The organism is Vibrio glycogenivorans (assembly GCF_051660965.1).
GTDB lineage: Bacteria > Pseudomonadota > Gammaproteobacteria > Enterobacterales > Vibrionaceae > Vibrio.
This window is the reverse complement of sequence record NZ_JBPVIS010000001.1, coordinates 866,793-885,954: the sequence shown is the minus strand read 5'-3', so window position 1 is coordinate 885,954 and position 19,162 is coordinate 866,793. Positions and strand designations below refer to the sequence as shown.

At 52.0% G+C, this 19,162-nt stretch carries 15 protein-coding genes; 6 read left to right on the top strand and 9 right to left on the bottom strand.

Annotation, left to right across the window (positions count from 1 at the left end; genetic code table 11):
- Window positions 1-6: 6 nt before the first annotated feature.
- Window positions 7-1,161, bottom strand: coding sequence for a sugar diacid recognition domain-containing protein (locus ACSTTG_RS03905; RefSeq protein WP_438473837.1), 1,155 nt, complete (start codon window positions 1,159-1,161; stop codon window positions 7-9).
- Between the two features lie 133 nt (window positions 1,162-1,294).
- On the opposite strand from ACSTTG_RS03905, the gene ACSTTG_RS03900 reads away from it, so the two are divergent.
- The 6 genes from ACSTTG_RS03900 (at window position 1,295) to ACSTTG_RS03875 (ending at window position 7,377) form a co-directional block, all read left to right on the top strand.
- Entirely contained in the window at window positions 1,295-1,660 is a 366-nt protein-coding gene (locus ACSTTG_RS03900; protein ID WP_438459130.1) for a YacL family protein, read from the top strand.
- A gap of 195 nt (window positions 1,661-1,855) precedes the next feature.
- Window positions 1,856-2,194, top strand: coding sequence for a P-II family nitrogen regulator (locus tag ACSTTG_RS03895; protein WP_164649095.1), 339 nt, complete (start codon window positions 1,856-1,858; stop codon window positions 2,192-2,194).
- Window positions 2,195-2,219: 25 nt separating this feature from the next.
- Entirely contained in the window at window positions 2,220-3,449 is a 1,230-nt protein-coding gene (locus ACSTTG_RS03890) for an ammonium transporter (RefSeq protein WP_438459129.1), read from the top strand.
- A gap of 178 nt (window positions 3,450-3,627) precedes the next feature.
- Window positions 3,628-4,641 (top strand): Fe(3+) ABC transporter substrate-binding protein, encoded by a 1,014-nt coding sequence (locus tag ACSTTG_RS03885; RefSeq protein ID WP_438459278.1) that lies wholly within the window; start codon window positions 3,628-3,630, stop codon window positions 4,639-4,641.
- A 60-nt stretch (window positions 4,642-4,701) separates the two neighbouring features.
- Complete coding sequence (locus tag ACSTTG_RS03880; protein WP_438473836.1) at window positions 4,702-6,327, top strand: ABC transporter permease; 1,626 nt, start codon at window positions 4,702-4,704, stop codon at window positions 6,325-6,327.
- A gap of 18 nt (window positions 6,328-6,345) precedes the next feature.
- Window positions 6,346-7,377, top strand: a complete 1,032-nt coding sequence (locus ACSTTG_RS03875) for an ABC transporter ATP-binding protein (protein WP_438473835.1) — start codon at window positions 6,346-6,348, stop codon at window positions 7,375-7,377.
- A gap of 145 nt (window positions 7,378-7,522) precedes the next feature.
- Here the strand turns inward: ACSTTG_RS03875 and ACSTTG_RS03870 are convergent, their stop codons facing one another.
- From ACSTTG_RS03870 to ACSTTG_RS03835, 8 genes are all read right to left on the bottom strand, one after another.
- Complete coding sequence (locus tag ACSTTG_RS03870) at window positions 7,523-8,938, bottom strand: phosphoglucomutase/phosphomannomutase family protein (RefSeq protein ID WP_438473834.1); 1,416 nt, start codon at window positions 8,936-8,938, stop codon at window positions 7,523-7,525.
- A gap of 43 nt (window positions 8,939-8,981) precedes the next feature.
- A complete protein-coding gene (locus ACSTTG_RS03865) occupies window positions 8,982-11,387 on the bottom strand; it encodes a glycoside hydrolase family 94 protein (protein WP_438473833.1) in 2,406 nt (801 codons plus the stop codon).
- Window positions 11,388-11,488: 101 nt separating this feature from the next.
- A complete protein-coding gene (locus tag ACSTTG_RS03860) occupies window positions 11,489-13,213 on the bottom strand; it encodes a glycoside hydrolase family 9 protein (RefSeq protein ID WP_438473832.1) in 1,725 nt (574 codons plus the stop codon).
- A 54-nt stretch (window positions 13,214-13,267) separates the two neighbouring features.
- A complete protein-coding gene (locus tag ACSTTG_RS03855) occupies window positions 13,268-14,263 on the bottom strand; it encodes an ABC transporter ATP-binding protein (protein ID WP_438473831.1) in 996 nt (331 codons plus the stop codon).
- A 9-nt stretch (window positions 14,264-14,272) separates the two neighbouring features.
- A complete protein-coding gene (locus ACSTTG_RS03850; protein ID WP_438473830.1) occupies window positions 14,273-15,256 on the bottom strand; it encodes an ABC transporter ATP-binding protein in 984 nt (327 codons plus the stop codon).
- Window positions 15,257-15,258: 2 nt separating this feature from the next.
- The gene (locus tag ACSTTG_RS03845; protein ID WP_438473829.1) at window positions 15,259-16,284 is read right to left on the bottom strand and encodes an ABC transporter permease; all 1,026 of its coding nucleotides are present in this window, start codon (window positions 16,282-16,284) and stop codon (window positions 15,259-15,261) included.
- 2 nt (window positions 16,285-16,286) lie between these two features.
- Window positions 16,287-17,273, bottom strand: coding sequence for an ABC transporter permease (locus tag ACSTTG_RS03840; protein ID WP_438459119.1), 987 nt, complete (start codon window positions 17,271-17,273; stop codon window positions 16,287-16,289).
- A 169-nt stretch (window positions 17,274-17,442) separates the two neighbouring features.
- A complete protein-coding gene (locus ACSTTG_RS03835; RefSeq protein WP_438459118.1) occupies window positions 17,443-19,119 on the bottom strand; it encodes an ABC transporter substrate-binding protein in 1,677 nt (558 codons plus the stop codon).
- Window positions 19,120-19,162 lie beyond the last annotated feature (43 nt).

Sequence of the window (19,162 nt, the reverse complement as noted above, 5' to 3'; positions counted from 1 at the left end):
ACAATTTTAACGGCTCCAATGGAATAAATTGATGGCGATATAAAGCTGAATCATATCATCTATATTGTTGATATTTAATGAAGTGATCTGATTTGTCTTCTCGAGGCGATAGCGCAGGGTGTTACGGTGAATATGCAGCTTTTCACAAGTGAGAGATGAGTCGCAATTTTGCTTAAAATAAGTCTTGAGGGTCTTAATCAGCACGCCTTTGGTGTCTTGATTTTTGAGCAATAGATAAGGGGCCTCTAGCTGCTCACGTCGCCACGAGTCATCAAGCAAACTACTCATGATCACGGGTAGGCGATGATCTTGGTAGAAAAACACCTCTCCTGGTCGATTGGCCACGCTATCAAGCGTGAGTTGTGCGGTGTCATACGAGCGAGCGAGGCCCGATAAGCCGGCAAAGTGGTCGCCAAAGGCCATTTTTATCTTAAAGCTTGCCTCTTTTTTGACTCGCTTTAATAATTGATTAATCCTTTTACTCTCAGCTTGGCGAGACCATCCGTCAGCGGTGAGGCTAATTGGTTTAAGCACGACGACTTCATGATTGGACACCGATAAGATCCCAACCAGGTTGTCTCGCTCAGGGTACTCGAGCAGATGAACCAGTTGCTGAAGGTTTTCCAGCGTTGGTGCTTGATTGCCACTTGGAAGCACTTTGACGACCGCCGCAATACGTGGCTGGCTGAGATCTAGGTCGAGGCGCTGTGCAATGGCCTTGAGCTGAAGCTCATTAAGGCTGCTGCCACGGATCAGTTGCAAGACGAGTTCTTCGCGATGGCGCTTGTTCCATTCTACCTGTGACATTAAGGCGGCTTGCTCAATGATGAGCTCTGCGGTCATTTTGACCAATTCACCAAAATGATGCACCTGCTCAAGGGTACCAGAGATACCGATCGCGCCAATCACCTGTTGGTCAAACAGGATGGGTAAGTTGATCCCTGGCTTAACGCCTTTAAGCCGCTCTGCGGTGGCTTCATCAATCTCAACCACTCGAGATTCAGTGATGGCAAGCACTGCACCCTCGTGCTTCTGGTGTAGACGGATTGGATCGCTTGAGCCAATGATGCGGCCTTGGTTATCCATCACGTTGATCGCATGCGGGATAATCTTCATGGTTCGCTCGACAATCTGGCGTGCAATCAATTCGTTAAGTTGCATTAGTGGCTCCAAATAGTAAAGTTGGCGCAATCATGGCACTAGCATAGCTAGAGCAATTCGATCGTCAATCCAAACCAGTGGTACAATAGCACGTAATTCCCCACAGATAATCTCATCAAGCTCAGGTTGATTTATGGATTTTGAATTTAAAAAGAACACCTTACTCGGAACCTACACGGTTTACTGCAGCATGGGTCACGAAGCCATTGCCCAGTGGGTTGAATCTGAATTAGGCACAGATATCAGTGCTATCGACAGCTACTTGGCGCAAATCGACCAGGCTCGCGTAAATCCGTTCCAAGAGGTGCGCTCCTTAGGGCAGGGCTACAGCCTATCCATCTATGACCATGAGGTGACCATCAAGGCCCATACCGTGTCAGACGACAGTGACGCTTGGCAAGACGAGGAGCTGAGCACTTATTCCGATGAGACTGAGTCGATGTGTGGCCTGGATGATTTTGAATCCCTGCTGATCCAGTGGCGAGAGTTTATCGACTAGCTTGCACCGTTATGGTGAGTTGTTAACGCTTTGCTTCATTTTTGTGAGTCTGGCGCACCAATATGGTGCGCCTTTTTTGTGCGTGAAATCACGAATATATATTAAGTTGTTGATTTTATTGAATTTATAAAAGTTGGCACGTAGTTTGGATTAGTAGAGTCACACCAGACTTAAGATGTTTTCGGAGAGGAAGCGATGAAACTAATCAATGCGATTGTTAAACCATTTAAATTAGACGACGTGCGTGAAGCACTTGCTGATGTAGGTATCGAAGGGATGACGGTATCTGAAGTAAAAGGCTTTGGTCGTCAAAAAGGCCACACGGAGCTGTACCGTGGCGCAGAATACCAGGTGGATTTCCTACCTAAAGTAAAACTAGAAATTGCCACTCAAGCAGAGAACGTTGACCGCGTTATTGAAGCGATCACTAAGGCCGCGCACACAGGTAAAATTGGCGACGGTAAAATCTTCGTTTATGACCTAAGCCAAGCGGTTCGTATCCGTACCGGTGAAATGGACACAGAAGCATTATAACAATTCAAAGGATTGGAGAATAATTATGGAACTTTCAGTAACAGTAGCTGAATTACGTTACGCACTAGATACCTTTTTCTTCCTCATCTCAGGTGCGTTGGTGATGTGGATGGCAGCAGGCTTTGCCATGCTAGAAGCGGGTCTTGTCCGCTCTAAAAACACCACCGAAATCTTGACTAAAAACTTCTGTCTATACGCTATCGCTTGTACGATGTTCTTGCTTGTGGGTTACCACATCATGTACGTCGACAATGGTGAGGGCGGTTGGCTACCATCGATTGGCGGCCTAATCGGCGAGCAAGCAGCGGATGCTGACCACTCGCTAGAGTCAGACTTCTTCTTCCAAGTAGTGTTTGTAGCGACAGCAATGTCTGTTGTTTCAGGCGCGGTTGCTGAGCGCATGAAGCTGTGGTCTTTCCTTATCTTCGCTGTGGTACTAACGGGCTTTATCTACCCAATGGAGGGTTACTGGACTTGGGGCGGCGGTTTCCTAGCTGAAGCTGGATTTAGTGACTTCGCAGGCTCAGGTATTGTCCACATGGCGGGCGCTGCAGCGGCATTGTCTGGTGTGCTTCTACTTGGTGCTCGTAAAGGTAAATACGGTAAGAAAGGCGAAATCTTCCCAATTCCTGGTTCAAACATGCCACTTGCAACACTGGGTACGTTTATCCTTTGGCTAGGTTGGTTCGGCTTTAACGGCGGCTCTCAGCTAATGGTTTCTGATTTCGAGAACGCGACAGCGGTTGGTCAAATCTTCCTAAACACTAACGCAGCAGCAGCAGCTGGTGCAATTGCGGCGCTACTAGTCTGTAAGACGACTTGGGGCAAAGCTGACCTGACTATGATTCTTAACGGCGCGCTAGCGGGCTTGGTAGCAATCACGGCAGATCCACTATCACCATCGCCACTAGCAGCATGTAGTGTTGGTGCGGTAGCCGGTGCACTGGTTGTATTCAGCATCATCGGTCTAGACAAGATTAAGATTGACGATCCAGTGGGCGCTATCTCAGTTCACGGTGTGTGTGGCTTCTTCGGTCTAATGGTTGTGCCACTAAGCAATGCAGACACTACCTTCGGTGCTCAGCTTCTTGGTGCAGTGGTTATCTTCGGCTGGGTATTCGCGGCAAGTATGGTGGTTTGGGGTATCCTGAAAGCGACTATCGGTATCCGCGTCAGCGAAGAAGAAGAGCTAGAGGGTATGGACATGCACGACTGTGGTGTTGGTGCTTACCCAGAGTTTGTTACGGTGAAATAACCGCTAACAACAAACAAAGCTATACCAAGCAGCCCCCCACTTATAGTGGGGGGCTTTTTTTTTTGCGTAATAACTTTTTCTTTCAACATTGAAAAACGACATTGGCAATCTATACTATAAATCTAATTGATAAGTATTATCATTTGCCTGTAACTGCTCAGATAATGGATGACTAATGATGAAAAGACTGCTTACACTCACCTCGCTTGTTTCGACCTTAATTACCCCGAGCATAATGGCTGCCGAAGAGGTCAATGTGTATTCCTATCGTCAGCCCTTCTTGGTTGAGCCAATGTTTGATGAATTTACCAAGCAAACAGGAATTAAGGTTAACGTGATGTTTGCCAAGCAAGGGATGGCAGAAAAGTTGGAACAGGAGGGAGAGTATAGCCCGGCGGATGTTCTACTTACAGTCGATATCAGTCGCTTGGCAGAGCTGGCGGATAAGGAGGTTGTTCAGCCCGTTGAAAGTGAGGTCATCAGCGCTAATGTTCCCGCACAGTATCGTGATGATGAAAATGAATGGTTTGCACTGACATTGCGCACACGTAATGTGTATTCATCACGCGATCGAGTTGGCAAGCTAGGCGAAGCCTTTAATTACGCTGATCTAGCTGATCCGAAATACAAGGGGAAGATATGTACTCGCCCCGGTAAACACCCATACAACGTGTCCTTGGTGTCGGCGATGATTGCCCACCACGGCGAGGCAGAGACCAAGCAATGGTTAGAGGGGGTGAAAGCAAACCTGGCCCGCAAACCGCAAGGGAATGACCGAGCCCAAGTCAAGGCAATACGTGAGGGGCTGTGCGATGTCTCACTAGGTAACAGTTATTATCTGGGTAAAATGTACACTGATGAGGAGCAAAAGGCCTGGGCTGAGGCGGTGTATATTAATTTCCCTAACCAAGAGACCGAAGGAACACACGTCAATATCTCAGGCATGGCGATGGCGAAATACGCTCCTCACCCTGAAAACGCCCTGAAATTGATGGAGTTTTTGACCAGCGATAAAGCGCAAAAGATGTATGCAGAAGTTAATTTTGAGTATCCAGTCAAAGAGGGAGTATCTCGCTCTGAGATGGTTCAATCTTGGGGAGATTTTAAGCCAGACACTATCACTTTAGATGATATCGCTACCTATCACTCTGCCGCCGTTCGTTTACTCGATGAGGTGAAGTTTGACCTTTAGATGAGTGATCAAACTGTTGCGGTAACGAGGGGTTTGAATGGGAGTTTTTGTACTCAAAGAATGAACTCTAGGTCCCTGATGTGGAAAACCAGCAGCTTGGCTTGTGCCTTGCTGCTGGTTTTGCCTATTCTCGCCATTTTTTTCACTGCAGCAGGTGATGCGGACGATGTTTTTGCCCACTTAATGCTAACGGTGATGCCAACGTATGTCGTTAATACGCTGGTATTGGTTGGCGGAGTGATGTTTTTATCACTCCTGTTGGGTATCCCCTCCGCTTGGCTGATGGCCATGTGCCGAGTGCCAGGCGCGGGCGTATTGCAGTGGGCGCTGGTTTTACCCCTAGCAATGCCAGGTTACATCGTTGGTTATATCTTTACCGACTGGTTCGATTTTGCCGGGCCAGTACAGATTATGCTGCGCGATATGACTGGTTGGGGGCCGGGGGAATATTGGTTCCCTGATATTCGTACCTTAGCCGGGGCAACCTGGGTGTTGTCCCTAGTGTTGTATCCGTATGTCTACCTGCTGGCCCGAGCAGCCTTTATGGAGCAAAACGTCTCGCTGCTGCAGTCGGCGCGGCTTTTAAAATGCTCGACTTGGGAGAGCTTCGTGCGCATTTCACTGCCACTGGCGCGCCCTTCGATTGCCGTGGGTTTGTCACTGGTTGCGATGGAGACGATAGGTGACTTTGGTACGGTGAACTATTTCTCTGTCAGTACGTTGACTACGGCGGTTTATGATACTTGGCTTGGTTATTCAAGCCTGTCAGCTGCCGCCAAAATCTCAGCGGTCATGCTGGTGTTTGTGGTGGTGCTGCTCAGTGCCGAGCGCTATAGCCGACGTCGACAAAAGCTGTTCCAAACCACCTTTAGCAGTCATGAAGATGTTCGCTATGAGCTGCACGGCTGGAAAAAATGGCTCGCGGCGGCTTGGTGTTGGGGGCTGGTGACAATTGCGTTTATTCTGCCACTCGGCCAGTTGATCAAATACGCGATGGCCTACTTTGAGCAGAGCTGGACCAGTCAGTTTAAGGAATACGCAATCAACAGCCTGCAGGTATCCATCAGTGCCGCAGTGATCGCAACGGCGGTGGCTATCGTGGTGAACTTTAACCATCGACTCAAAGCCAGTCGCTCCAACGTGGCGGCAATGCGCTTGTCATCAATGGGTTATGCAGTGCCTGGCACAGTGCTCGCCATTGGTATTCTAGTGCCGGTGATTGCGCTTGACCACTTAGTCAACGATATCGCTCGTTGGATGGAGTGGGGCAGACCCGGGCTAATTTTCTCAGGCTCAATGTTCGCGATCGTGTTTGCCATGGTCGTGCGCTTCTCGGCGGTGGCGATTGGCAGTATTGAGAGTAGCCTAAGCAAGGTTTCTCCGTCGCTAGATATGGCGTCACGTACCATGGGCTGCGATTCAAACCGGATGCTGTGGCGTGTGCATTTGCCGTTGATCCGCCGCGGTGCATTAATTGCAGGCTTACTGGTCTTTATCGAAGCGATGAAAGAGCTCAATGCGGCGCTGTTGTTGCGCCCGTTTAACTTTGAAACGCTGGCGACCTATGTGTACAACTTTGCCTCTGATGAACAGCTTGAGTTGGCGGCGATGCCTGCTGTGCTGCTGGTGTTGGTCGGCTTGATCCCCTTGATTGTTATTAACCGCTCGCTTGAGCACTCTCACTAATTGTTTGGAGCATCGACTATGAGCTGCGCACTTTCTGTTCAAAATCTTACCTGCCAGTACGATGACCAAACCGTGTTGGATACCCTGTCGCTTGAAGTGGCGCACGGCGAGATCGTCTGCCTGCTTGGCGCGAGTGGTTGTGGTAAAACCACGCTGCTTAAGTCGATCGCTGGGCTGATCCCACTAAAATCCGGCCAGATGAGTCTCAATTGCATGCTGATCGATGATGGCGAGCACTGGATACCGCCTGAGCAGCGTAATATCGGCATGATCTTCCAAGATTATGCGTTGTTCCCGCACCTAACTGTGGCGGAGAACATTGCGTTTGGCCTGCGTGATATGGATAAATCTGCCAAACAAGCCAAGGTGAAAGAGATGCTCTCACTGGTGCATCTTGAGCCATATGGCGATCGCTACCCACACCAACTCTCTGGTGGTCAGCAACAACGCGTGGCAATCGCTCGCGCGCTGGCGTACAAGCCTGATCTGCTGCTACTCGATGAGCCGTTCTCGAACATCGATACCCAAGTGCGCCACGAGCTGATTGGTGAAATTCGTCGCCTGTTTAAAGAGCAGGGCGTGACGGCGATTTTCGTTACCCACTCGCGTGAAGAGGCGTTCGCCTTTGCCGACAAGATGGCGGTGATGAACCAGGGCGTGATCGAGCAGTATGGCACGGCGTCAGAGCTGTACTTTGAGCCTTCAAGCAAGTTCGTCGCTGACTTCCTAGGTGGAGGCAGCTACCTTAAAGCGACTCGAGTCAGTGAGGACACTTTTGAGACCAGCCTTGGCATCATTGAGGCGAAAGCACAAGACAAGATAGAGTCGGGCAGCGATTGTGAGCTACTTCTTCGTCCGCAACATATCGTGATCAACGCATCAGATGAGAGCAAGATCACCGTGCTCGAGCAGCAGTTTATGGGCGACCACTGCCGCTATGTTATCGATATCGATGACCACCGTCTTCTGGCAACCTCACCGCAGCCGCTGCAGCGTGGGCAGGCCGTCAGTGTTGAAGTGGATACGCAAGGGATTTTAGCGTACAGATAGGGGCGAGGTGCGGGGACGGGCTTTGCCCTTCGGGGAGCGAGGAGTTTATCGCGCTCGGAAAATGACTCGTGTCTCGTGCACAAAAAAGCCCAGCTAATATGCTGGGCAACAGGTTTCCACCTACAGGAACGGACTTTAAAGCGGACTATGACAAAGACAAAAATTGTTTGAATTGTGCGATGGTTTGTTCAGCGGTTTCACGGTCTGGCATTTCGGCGAAGATGCGTAGGAGGGGTTCGGTGCCGGAGAAGCGGGCGATTATCCAGCCGCCGTTGGTGAAGTAGACCTTGGCGCCATCTTCATAGCTGACCCGCTCGATTGACTGCTCGAAATTTGGCAGGGCTTTTTCGACGTAGAGCTTATCGAACAGTGCTTGCTTCTCTTCTGGCTGAAACTGGCAATCACCCTCTGCCATATAGGCGTAGCCATAGCGCTGATAGATCTCCTCCAATAGCTCAGAGAGCTTCTTGCCTGTCACTGAGAGCATCTCTACCAGCAGGCTTGAGGCAAACACGCCGTCTTTGCCCTTGATATGGCCGCGAATGGTTAGGCCCCCGGAGCTTTCACCGCCAATTAATGAGTCGTCTTGCTCCATCTGGGCACTGATGTGCTTGAAGCCTACTGGTACCTCAAAGCATTTTTCGCCGTGATCGGCAGCGATCTTATCTAATAGGTGTGTGGTGGCGAGATTACGTACCACCGAGCCAGTCCAGCCTTTGTACTTGAGCAGGTAGTAGTAGAGCAGCATTAGTACCTCATTGGGATGGATAAAATGGCCCTTTTCATCGATGATGCCGAGTCGGTCGGCATCGCCATCGGTGCCAATGCCAAGATCATAGCCTTCACTTGCGACCAGGTGTTTCAGGCGATACAGGGTCGCCGCGCTGGGTGAGGGCATCAGGCCACCAAAGCCCGGGTTCTTGCCATCATTGATCACATCGACATCACAGCGGCCGTTGATCAACACGGTCTGCAGTGCGTTTTTTGCCACTCCAAACATAGGGTCGATAAGCACTCTCAGATTGGCCGCTTTGATCGCCTCAATATCAATAAAAGCAATGATCGAATCGACGAACTCATTCATTGGGTTGATGGGTTCAATCCATCCCTGCTCGACTGCCTGCTCAAAGCCGATTGAGCGTACATCCGTTTGAGTCAGATGCTCAATCTGCTGCTCGATTTTCTGCGTGATCACCTCATCGGCATCGCGCCCGCCCTCAATAAACACCTTGATGCCGTTGTAATCGGCCGGGTTGTGTGAGGCGGTAATGCAGGCTGAATAGGCGCAGTTCATCTGCTTGGCTTTAAACATTACCACGGGCGTTGGGATAAATTTATCGATAAAGCTGACCTTAATCTGGTTCGCCGCCAGTACTTGGGCAAACCATTTACCTGCTTTGTCAGAGAGAAAGCGCCGATCATAGCCGATGACAAAGCCGCGCTCGGCCACTTGTTCATGGTTAACAATATTGGCGACGGCCTGCGCCACGAGTTCGACGTTATCGCGGGTAAACTCTTCACCAATAAACGCGCGCCAACCACCCGTTCCAAATTTAATCATGGTTATATCCTTATGTTAGAGCGGCAGGGCCGCTCTTTATTACCTAGCCAAGTGTCACGACGACTTGATTGACGCTGCCCGGCGCAAAGATAGGCACGCAACCACTGATGCTATCGCCATTGACAGTGATTGAGGCCACCCCTTTGCTCATGCATAGTGGGTTGAGCACCGTGATCTGATAGGTGGCGCCGCGCCATTGACGGGTAATGCTAAACTCCGGCCAATCGGTTGGAATACAAGGGTCAATCGTCAGGCCATCAAAGCCAGTTCGCACCCCTAAGATATAGTTGGTGACGGCATAATATGCCCAGCCCGATGTGCCTGTTAGCCAAGGGTGATTAGCTCGTCCATGGTCTTGGTGATCGCGCCCCATCACAAACTGCACATATGAGTAGGGCTCGGCGATACGCGTCTCTATCTGATCATTTTGGTTATACGGATTGAGGGCATCGTAGAACTTCATCGCGCGATCGCCGCGCCCGAGTTTCGCCTCGGCAACCCAGGCCCAAGGATTGGGGTGGGAGAAGATCGCGCCGTTCTCTTTGACCCCTTGATAGACTCGGGTCACAAAGCCGATATCGTCATTAGGTGTGGCAAAAGAGGGGGCATTAAGGTGCAGGCCATACTCACAGAAGAGGTGCTCATCCACCGCATCCATCGCTTGCTCGCCGCGCTGCTGACTAACCGCGCCAGAGACGACCGCAAGAGTGTTGGACTCGAGGTGCACGCGCCCCTCTTGCTGCTCTGCTGTCCCTATCTTGTCTCCGTTCTTAGTCAGTCCGCGGATATACCACTGCCCCTCGCTATCCCACAGATGTTTCTCACAAGCTTGCTGAACGGTTTGCGCCATTTGCGTATATTTCTCTACATCTTCGTTTCGGCCGAGGTAGCTGGCTAGCTCGATAAAGGCGTCGAGCGCCCAGTAGTGAAGGAAAGAGACCATGGCTGACTCTCCGCCACCAAGGTTTAGACAATCATTCCAGTCGGCGCGCAGACCCTTGCAGATCCCGGTTTGGCCCACATGCTCAGCCGAGAAATCGAGCGCGGCTTTCATATGCTGATACACGCTTGCCTCACCGCCATCAGCATAAGGGATCACAAGGTCGATAAAGTCCTCTTCACCGGTCTCTTTGATGTACTGACAAATCGTCGGCACTAGCCATAGATGGTCATCTGAGCAGGTGTCATCGATGCCATGGATCTTGTCTTCATCGGATGGTGTAGGGACCACGGTGGGCGATTTAGATGGACTTACATCAGCATTGTCTGGGTCAAACCAATCTGGGTCGAACAGGTGTAGGCCATAGCCCGCTCTAACCTGTCCGCGCAGCAGGTCGACGATGCGCTTGCGGGTCATCTGTGGGTTGGAGTGCGGCACTGAAATCGCATCCTGAGCGGTATCACGATAGCCAAGCCCGGTGCGACCGCCAACCTCAATAAAGGAGGCAAAGCGCGACCAGACCACACAGGTCTCGGCTTGATAGAGCGTCCAAGCGTTGATCATGGTATCAAGACCAGGGTTGGGAGAGCTGACTTGAAACTTATCGCAGCGCTCTTCCCAGTGCTGCTTGATGGCGGAAAAATCGCGGTCAACTTGCGCAGGGTCTTGATACTTCGCTCGCAGGCGCTCACCGTTGCCTTGACCGATACCAAGCACCAGTGCAAAACGAACCTCTTCACCGGGCTCTAAGGTAAATTGCTTGTGCAGCGAACCACACTGGTTATAGCAAGTTTGCGCACTGTTCGAGCACTGCCCCCGCTCAACGGCAATCGGATTGGCCTCATCGCGATAAAGACCGAGGAAGCTATCGCGCTGACCATCATACGAGTCCGGTGAGAAGCTAGAGGCGAGGTAATAAAAGCCCTCGTGTGGGTCGGTGTTGTAGTACAAGTCGTATTCGATAACGCCATCGCGATAACTGGTCCCGGCCGAGTAGAGTGACATTTGGTGGTTTTGGTTATCCGATTGGATATGACTAAATGAGAACTCAACAAAGGAGAACGCGCTGATCACTCGTGCTCGGTCAGAGGTGTTTTTGATCACCACATCCCACACCTCGGCATCTTCGCCTTTGGGTACAAATAGGGTTTTGCTAGCATGGATGCCGTTGTAGTCACACTGAAACTTGGAATAAGACAGGCCATGGCGAACCTCATAATTGGCCTCATCTAAGCTTTTGGCTACCGGTTGCCAAGAGATGCTCCAGTAATCGCCACTCTCATCATCGCGCAGGTAAACATAGTGACCGGGGCGGTCAAAGCTGGCATTGGGGCGAAACTTGGTGACCCGGTTGTACTCAGGGGAGTTGTAAAACGAGTAACCGCCCGCGTTGTGTGAGATAACCGTGCAGAACTTTTCGGTGCCGAGGTAATTGGTCCAGGGCGCCGGGACATCCGGTCTGGTGATCACATACTCGCGATGGTGATTGTCGAAGTAGCCGTATTTCATGGTTATATCCTTTTCAACTCGCTGCTTTGCAGCGTTAAATCTGAGATTGATTCGCGCCCGTGCGGGCGAATAATGTGGTCAATAAACTTGTCATCGAGTGCCTAGGGCGATTGCGACACGCCTTTCGCCTCACTTGCCTGACAGCTGATTGCAAGTAGATACCATGCGGCGTGCGGTATCCATTGTTCGCCCCAGCGCCAGTTTTGCAGAGCGTCTTCACACTGAGGTCTAGGATTAAAAGCGATATCCGTTTCGTCGCTAAAACCGGCTGTAATGCCATTACAGATCCCGCCCTTCGCGTTGAAGAAGCCTTGGCTTGGCAGGTAGTCGGGATTGTTGTAACCATGTCCATCGAGCATGCAGATATCGAATGGATTAAGCCCGACAATCCAGTCCAAGCAGCGCTGGGCGTAGGTCTTAAGCTCAAGGCTGAACCTCTGGTTGGTTAGGTGTGGGCCTGCCATCCAAGCCATTGCGGCAAGGGAGGCTAGGCGGGCGTTCTCACCTTGCCACCAATACTCGCTCTCGTTGTTGTGCGGAATAAAAAACGCATCCTGTTTGGGCTGGTCAGTGGCTTTAATATACTGGCGCGGATAGCCAAATGGGTTCGTCACCATAGTGCTGATATCGAGCTCAAACTGACACGCTTGAGTGATGGTGCGGCGCACTTTTTGCGCCAGAGTGGATTCACTATCAAGGGATAGGTATTCACACAGCGCGATTACCGGCATGCCGGCCTCACTGGCGTGATAATAGGGGCGGGAGCCATCATGGTTGGCTGACCAGAAGTGGCGAAAGCGCATGTCAGATTGTTGGCGCAGCATTAATTGCTGCGCCCATTGCTGCGCCTCTCCCAGGTAGTAATCCTTACCACTGGCTTGATACAGCGCGACGCTGGCCAGCAGCGCGCAGTACTCATCAATGATGTTCTCAGTGCCATCGTTGAGGTAGTCGCGATTGTGGTGCGTGAGGTGACGATAGCCCCGCTCAGCCGCCACGAGATAATCGTCATGGCTAAACTCGCCGCTCAGTCTCAATCGGGCTGCCAAGGCAAGGGCAGCAATCGTTACCCCACCACCTTGACGAAAAGCGGCTTGGTAATCAGCCGATTTCTCTCCCGCTTGGCCTGCGTAGCTGCAGATCTCACGTTGTTCGGTTTGCTTACTCCAGCGGTCAAAAACCGTGGTAAAGAAAAAACCGTCCGGATGCTGCATCCGCATCAGAAAGTCACAGCCGTGCAGGGCTTCGTCACACAGGCGCGAGCGCAGCATTGGGGTCAGCTCATCACGCTGCTCAAGCAGGGTCAGTGACTTGAGCATATTCCACACCACCATCGGAGTCTGCTGTGGGTTGAGGTAGTTGGCATAAGAGAGGTGGCTAAGGTATTTACTCACATCGCCACTGGCGTCATACCAGCCGCCCCGCACGTCATAGAACTCTTCACTTTTTCGTAGTGGCACTTGATGATCATTTCGCTCAAATTCACCACTGCAGCGCTGGGATTTAAAGTAGTGCAGCAGGTCGGAAAACGTGCGTCGATACAGCGGCTTTTGCTCAATACAAAACGGGTGAGAGCGGCAGTCACCATGCTGCAAATAGTAACGGCCAGGCTGACGAAAGGCAGAAAAATCAACGGTATAAAAATAGCCCTGATGCCAGTTATCACAGCGCTCACCAAGCCCTACGGTGAGCTGATGTTGCACTTGATGAGTTCGAGCGCAGTGCAGCGTCACCTGATTGGATGCGAGACTAGGCTGCTTAGCCATCAAAACCGCGTGTTTCGGCGCTGTCTCATCGTAGCCAATATGATTGACCAATAATTGCATTCCCATTCTCCTTCTCCAGGTACAACAGGGAGGGGGGAGCCTCCCAAACAGAGATTAATCTTGATACAGATAGCAGCGCACAAAGTGGTTGGCTGACAGCTGCGTCACTTCAGGCAGTTGCTCGCGGCAGCGGGCGGAGGCGTGGGTGCAGCGACCAGCAAAGGGGCAGCCAACCGATTGTGGTGTCCACAAAGGGATCTCGCCCTTGTTGCCCTCGAGCTTGTGGTGGATAGACTTGCTGGGGTCGGGGACGGCAGAAACCAAAAGTTTAGTGTAAGGGTGCTGAGGGTCATGGATGATCGCTTCCGTATCACCCCATTCCACCATATGCCCGACGTACATCACCGCCAGGTCCTCGGCGATATAGCGGGCAGTGGCGATGTCGTGAGTGATGTACAAAAGCGACATCTGCTTTTCAAACTTCATCTCCTCCATCAGATTAAGCACCCCGGCGCGAATCGAGACATCGAGCATCGAGGTCGGTTCATCGGCAAGCACCACTTCCGCGCCCACTGCGATGTTGCGCGCTAGGTTGACCCGTTGACGCTGACCACCAGAAAGCTGGTGGGGGTATTTGGCCGCGGTCTCCTTGGGCGGGATCAGCCCGACTTGCTCTAGGAGATCATACACCCGCTCCTCAAGCTCTTTTTTGTTGCCCTTGCTGACCTTTTTGTGGATCAGCAAGGGCCGAGCGATATGGTGGAAGATGGTGTGGGTTGGGTTGAGTGAGCCAAACGGGTCTTGCCAAACCATCTGCACACCTTCTCGGTAATGCATCAGGTCACGCTTGGACTGGATCGATTGGATATCGCGTCCTTTGTACTCAATCGCGCCGCTAGAGGGGGCGTACATCTTGGCGATCATTTTCGCCGTGGTAGACTTGCCCGAGCCCGACTCGCCGACCACTGAAAGACCGCGACTTTTGTACATCTTGAACGACACGTCATTGATGGCGCGCATCATAGGCTGATTGAGTGCATTGCTGTTGATTGGGAAGTCTTTGACAAGGTTTTTCCCCTCGACCAGCAGTTGTCCTAATGGTGTATTCATACTTCTCTCCTAGACTCGGGCTTGAGTAATTGGCTCGCCGTAAAGGTGGCAGTTAGATAGGCGGCCAGGCTCAATCTGGCGCAGATGGGTAGCAACGCGAGTACAAGCCTCTTGGACGCGGTCACAGCGCGCTTGGAAGCGACAGCCTGGCGGGATTTCCAGCAGATTGAGCGGGTTGCCTGGAATGCCGGCCAGCTTGGTTTTGGGCCCAGTCAGGGGGGGGAAGGAGCTACCTAGCCCTTTGGTATAGGGGTGATAAGGGCTCTCGAGGATCTGTTTTGACGGCGCGACCTCAATCAACTCACCGGAGTACATGATGCCGATGCGATCGGAGAACTCGACCATCAAAGACAGATCATGGGTGATGAACAGGATAGAGAAGCCAAACTCCTGTTTAAGCGCGTAGATCTTTTGCAGGATCTCTCGCTGTACTACTACATCGAGCGCGGTCGTCGGCTCATCCATTATGATCATCTTTGGATTGAGCGCCAGTGCAATTGCGATCACCAAGCGCTGGCGCATTCCGCCGGAGAATTGGTGCGGGTAGTCATTAAGGCGACTTGGGTGAATATCGACAATCTCCAGCAGCCCCTCTGCACGGCGCTTGGCCTGCTCTCGGGTCATGCTGGTGTGGCGCATGATCACATCGCAAAACTGCTCTTCCATGGTCAGCACCGGGTTTAGGGCGTTCATGGCGCTCTGGAACACCATCGACATCTCACTCCAGCGAAACGCCTGCATGCGCTCGTCGCTGTATTGCAGGATATCTTCTCCATTAAATAGCACCTCTCCGCCGGAGATAAACGCCGGTGGCTTATGCAGGCGCATCAGTGAAAAGGCAACAGTGGACTTACCACAGCCAGATTCGCCCGCAAGGCCAAACACCTCCCCCTGACCAATGTCAAAGCTGACGTTGTTACACGCGCGCACGTCACCGGCATCGGTAATGTAGTCCACGCAGAGGTTACGAATAGAAATCAATGGCTTGGTCATGACTACTTCTCTCCACTAAGAATGGCGGTTGGTGGGGTTGGCTCGGGAGCACGCTCGGCTTTATCGCGCTTGGCGAGCTTTTTCCAGCGTTTCATGCCCTTGTGCGAGCGCAGTTGTGGGTTGGCAATCTCATCGACCGCAAAGTTGAGCAGCGCAAGGCCAGTGACTAGCAAGGTTAGTGCGATACACGGCGCGAGTAGCTCCCACCAAGCACCAATCAGCATCGATGATGAGGTTTGCACGTTGTAGAGCATGATGCCCCAACTGATGGTGTTAGGGTCGCCAAGACCGAGGAAGGACAGCGTCGCCTCCATCATGACCGCGTACATGACTGATCCAATAAAGCTCGCACCGACAATCGAGATCAGGTTAGGCAAGATCTCGACAAAGATGATCCGCCAGGAAGACTCACCCAGCACCTCGGCCGCCTTAACAAACTCTTTTTCACGCAGGGCCAAGGTTTGTGAGCGAATAACCCGTGCGCCCCAGGCCCAGGACATAAAGCCAATCACTAGAGTAATCGTCAGCGGTCCGGCCTCGCCAATAAAGGCGGCGACGACAAACAGCAGAGGATACTGCGGGATCACCAGCATGATGTTCATCGCCGCGGTGAGCACATCATCGACCCGTCCGCCGAAATACCCGGCAGAGACGCCGATGATGGTGGCCAGGATGCACACCGTGATCCCGGCGCCAAAGCCGACCGCGAGGGAGACGCGCGCGCCATGCGCCACTTGTGACCAGACATCACGCCCCATGCGAGTGGTACCAAGCACGTGCTCTGCGTCTTTTGACATCGCCAGCGTGCGACGGTCAGTGGCGAGGTTTTCTGCCACCCAACCGTCTGGGTTATTTTGCGCAGCCTTAACCACAAAACCAGGATACTCGTGGGGCTTACCCGTGCGCTTGTCAGGCACGTGTTGGGTCAGATAGGGCGCAAACAGGGCGATAAAAATAAAGGCAGCGAGAATGATCACCCCGGTTAATGCCATTGGATTGCGCCAGATAAGTTTCGCGAAGTCTTTCATGATTATTTACCTCCCTTGCGTAGGCGAGGGTCGAGCACGACGTAAAGCATGTCGGCGACGAGGTTAAAGAACAGCATAAACAGGGTCATGATCAGCAGTTGTCCTTGCAGCACTTGGTAATCACGCGCGTTGATCGCGTTAAACAGTACCGAGCCAAGGCCTGGGTAGTTGAAGATGATCTCGATGATCAGTTGGCCCCCAATCGCCATGCCAAGGGACATTGATAGCGCGGTCACGCTGGGTAGCAGGGCATTGCGCGCGGCGTAGTTGAACACGACGCGGTTCTCACTCAGCCCCTTGCCTTTGGCCATGGTGATGTAGTCTTCGGCCAACAGGTTGATCATGTTGTTGCGCATGTTGACGAGAAAGCCGCCAATCTGAACCACTGAGGCACAGAACAGAGGCAGCACCGCGTGGTAAGCGACATCCTTGATAAACGCCCAACTGGTCCAGTCGGGCACGTTGCCGGCGGTGTAGGCGTAGCCAGTTGGAAACCATTTGAGGCCAATGGCGAAGGTAAATAGGGCCAGCATGGCGATGACCACCTGAGGAACGGCTTGCAGGATCAGCATCCCTGGGGTGACGAAAGCGTCGTATTTACTACCGCGCTTCCAAGCGGCAAAGATGCCAAGGATTGAGCCAATCGAGAAAGACAGTACCACCGCACTGCCGGCCAAAAACAGTGACCAGCCGAAGGCGCTGCTCAGCAGTTTATTCACTGATAGGGGGTAGAACTGAATCGAGGTACCCAGCTCCCAGCTGAGGATGTTCTTCATATAAGTGAAGTACTGAACTAGCAGCCCTCCATCGACAAAGCCAAGTAGCTCTTTCATTGCGGCAATCCGCTCTGGAGTGACCTGCACTGTGGTATGAGCAAACATCATGGTGACGGGATCGCCCGGCATTGCTCGTGGAATAATAAAGTTCAATGTTGCGGCTACCAAGAGCGCAATCAAATAGAAGGTTAATCGTCGTAAAAAATAGCCCATAACTCACACCTTACTTAACCAAATATCGCCTGTTTCTGGAGTCAGGCCTCCTTGGGTTTTGCTTGTCGCGAGCGAAATTGGGCGCGAGCAAACCCCTGACGCAAAGCGCCACTGAAAATACACAGGAGAGGGTTGAAAGGCGGCGCCCAAGGGACGCCGCAATACAGGGTTACTTAACTGGTTTTAGGTCCAGCACATGCAGAAGACGCTCAGGGATACCGGCCCAGATATTCGGACGGCCCTTAGGATTTTCTTCATTCCACCAGCCGGTAAAGCGCGTGGTGTTGTATTGGTACATGTAGGCGCCAGAGAGCACAGGGATGGTGACCTGATCTTGGGCGATAAGCTTTTGAATGCCATGGGCAATCTCTAACTGCTCACCCTTATCAGCCGTCTTGTAGAAACTGTCGAGCAAGCCATCAAGTTGGGCATTTTGATAGAAGTGCATCGCGAAGCGCGGCATCCCATCGCCCGATTGCAGCGCCGAGTTGTAAGCACTGTTCCAGTAAGTGTATGGGTCAGCGCCGTGGAAGTAGTTGGTGTAGGCAACATCGTAGGTGCCTTCGAGCATCGATTGGTTGTAGACCGAGAAGTCTGGCGTACGCGCTCTGGCGCGGATACCGACCTCTTGTAACTGCTCCACCGCCAGTTGGACTGTGTTGTTAAAGTCGGTCCAGCCGTTTGGTGATTGGATCAGTAGCTCAAAGCGTTTGCCCGATGGAGTCTCTACATAGCCATCATTATTGGTATCTTTAAAGCCAGCTTGCTTAAGAAGGGCCTTGGCACCGTCTTCATCGTAGTTATTGAATTTCTGATATTTCTTGTGCGTCGCTTCATCTGACCAGGTCTCAAACGCATAGCCTAGACCCGAGGCAAAGTCGTTGACCGTGCCACCGCCGTAGAAGGCGATATCAATAATGGTTTGACGGTCAAGTGCCATCGAGAAGGCGCGGCGGAAGTCGACATTGGTCAGCGCTTCGCGTTTGGCTTCATCTGGATTTTTAAAGTTGACCACGAACGCCTGCGTGCCTGCTGGTGGGTACCAATATTGATGATTTGGGCTCGCTGCTGCGTAGGTACGGTCAATATCAGGGACAAACGAGGAGCTCCAGTCCATTTCGCTATTGATGATCTTACCCAGGAACTGGTCGTTGTTGGCGATCTGCGGCACGCGCAAGCAGTCAACTTCTAGGTTGTCATTGTCCCAGTAGTTTGGATTACGACACTGAATATACAGCTGTGGGGTAAAGGTATCGACCACGGTAAAGGGACCTGAGCCAACTGGGTCCTCATTGGTGAAGGTAGCTGGGTCGTCAATCTTGCTCCACACGTGGGCTGGGACAACGGGCACCTTGGCAATTTCGTAAGGAACATTGGAGTTCGCCTCGGTTAGGCTAAAGCGCACTTGGTGCTCATTAAGCTTTTGGACACCAGTAACCCACGCGTTAATTCCGCTCTGATCGAGCTCTGGTTTGTCTTTGACCAAGTTGAATGAGAATACCACATCGTCAGCCGTGAAGGCTTGACCATCCGACCATTTGACCCCTTGGCGAATATCAAAGGTGACGGACATCAGGTCATCCGACATGGTGAAGTTCTCTGCCAGGCGAAAGACCGGCTTGTTGCCGTGCATCTCGTTAAACACCACTAGTGGTTCATACATAAAGTCGGTAGTGGTGTGCAGGTTGGTCGCCCCTAGGTAAGGGTTAAAGTTGCGCACAAAGGTGTTGTACTCTTTGGGGTGCACCGTCAACTCGCTGCGATCTGTCGCTGCGGCGAAGGCTGAAAATCCAGTGGTTGCGGTCGCGATAATCGCGGTTGCCAGAGCTGTTCTTTTTATAAGCATAGCTGTTCCTTACTATTCGCTTCTGTTTCACTATATGGAATTA

Excerpts from the sequence above, each read along its gene's own strand:
- ACSTTG_RS03905 (WP_438473837.1), bottom strand. The coding sequence starts at position 1,161 with ATGCAACTTAACGAATTGATTGCACGCCAGATTGTCGAGCGAACCATG.
- ACSTTG_RS03900 (WP_438459130.1), top strand. The coding sequence starts at position 1,295 with ATGGATTTTGAATTTAAAAAGAACACCTTACTCGGAACCTACACGGTT.
- ACSTTG_RS03895 (WP_164649095.1), top strand. The coding sequence starts at position 1,856 with ATGAAACTAATCAATGCGATTGTTAAACCATTTAAATTAGACGACGTG.
- ACSTTG_RS03890 (WP_438459129.1), top strand. The coding sequence starts at position 2,220 with ATGGAACTTTCAGTAACAGTAGCTGAATTACGTTACGCACTAGATACC.
- ACSTTG_RS03885 (WP_438459278.1), top strand. The coding sequence starts at position 3,628 with ATGAAAAGACTGCTTACACTCACCTCGCTTGTTTCGACCTTAATTACC.
- ACSTTG_RS03880 (WP_438473836.1), top strand. The coding sequence starts at position 4,702 with ATGAACTCTAGGTCCCTGATGTGGAAAACCAGCAGCTTGGCTTGTGCC.
- ACSTTG_RS03875 (WP_438473835.1), top strand. The coding sequence starts at position 6,346 with ATGAGCTGCGCACTTTCTGTTCAAAATCTTACCTGCCAGTACGATGAC.
- ACSTTG_RS03870 (WP_438473834.1), bottom strand. The coding sequence starts at position 8,938 with ATGATTAAATTTGGAACGGGTGGTTGGCGCGCGTTTATTGGTGAAGAG.
- ACSTTG_RS03865 (WP_438473833.1), bottom strand. The coding sequence starts at position 11,387 with ATGAAATACGGCTACTTCGACAATCACCATCGCGAGTATGTGATCACC.
- ACSTTG_RS03860 (WP_438473832.1), bottom strand. The coding sequence starts at position 13,213 with ATGCAATTATTGGTCAATCATATTGGCTACGATGAGACAGCGCCGAAA.
- ACSTTG_RS03855 (WP_438473831.1), bottom strand. The coding sequence starts at position 14,263 with ATGAATACACCATTAGGACAACTGCTGGTCGAGGGGAAAAACCTTGTC.
- ACSTTG_RS03850 (WP_438473830.1), bottom strand. The coding sequence starts at position 15,256 with ATGACCAAGCCATTGATTTCTATTCGTAACCTCTGCGTGGACTACATT.
- ACSTTG_RS03845 (WP_438473829.1), bottom strand. The coding sequence starts at position 16,284 with ATGAAAGACTTCGCGAAACTTATCTGGCGCAATCCAATGGCATTAACC.
- ACSTTG_RS03840 (WP_438459119.1), bottom strand. The coding sequence starts at position 17,273 with ATGGGCTATTTTTTACGACGATTAACCTTCTATTTGATTGCGCTCTTG.
- ACSTTG_RS03835 (WP_438459118.1), bottom strand. The coding sequence starts at position 19,119 with ATGCTTATAAAAAGAACAGCTCTGGCAACCGCGATTATCGCGACCGCA.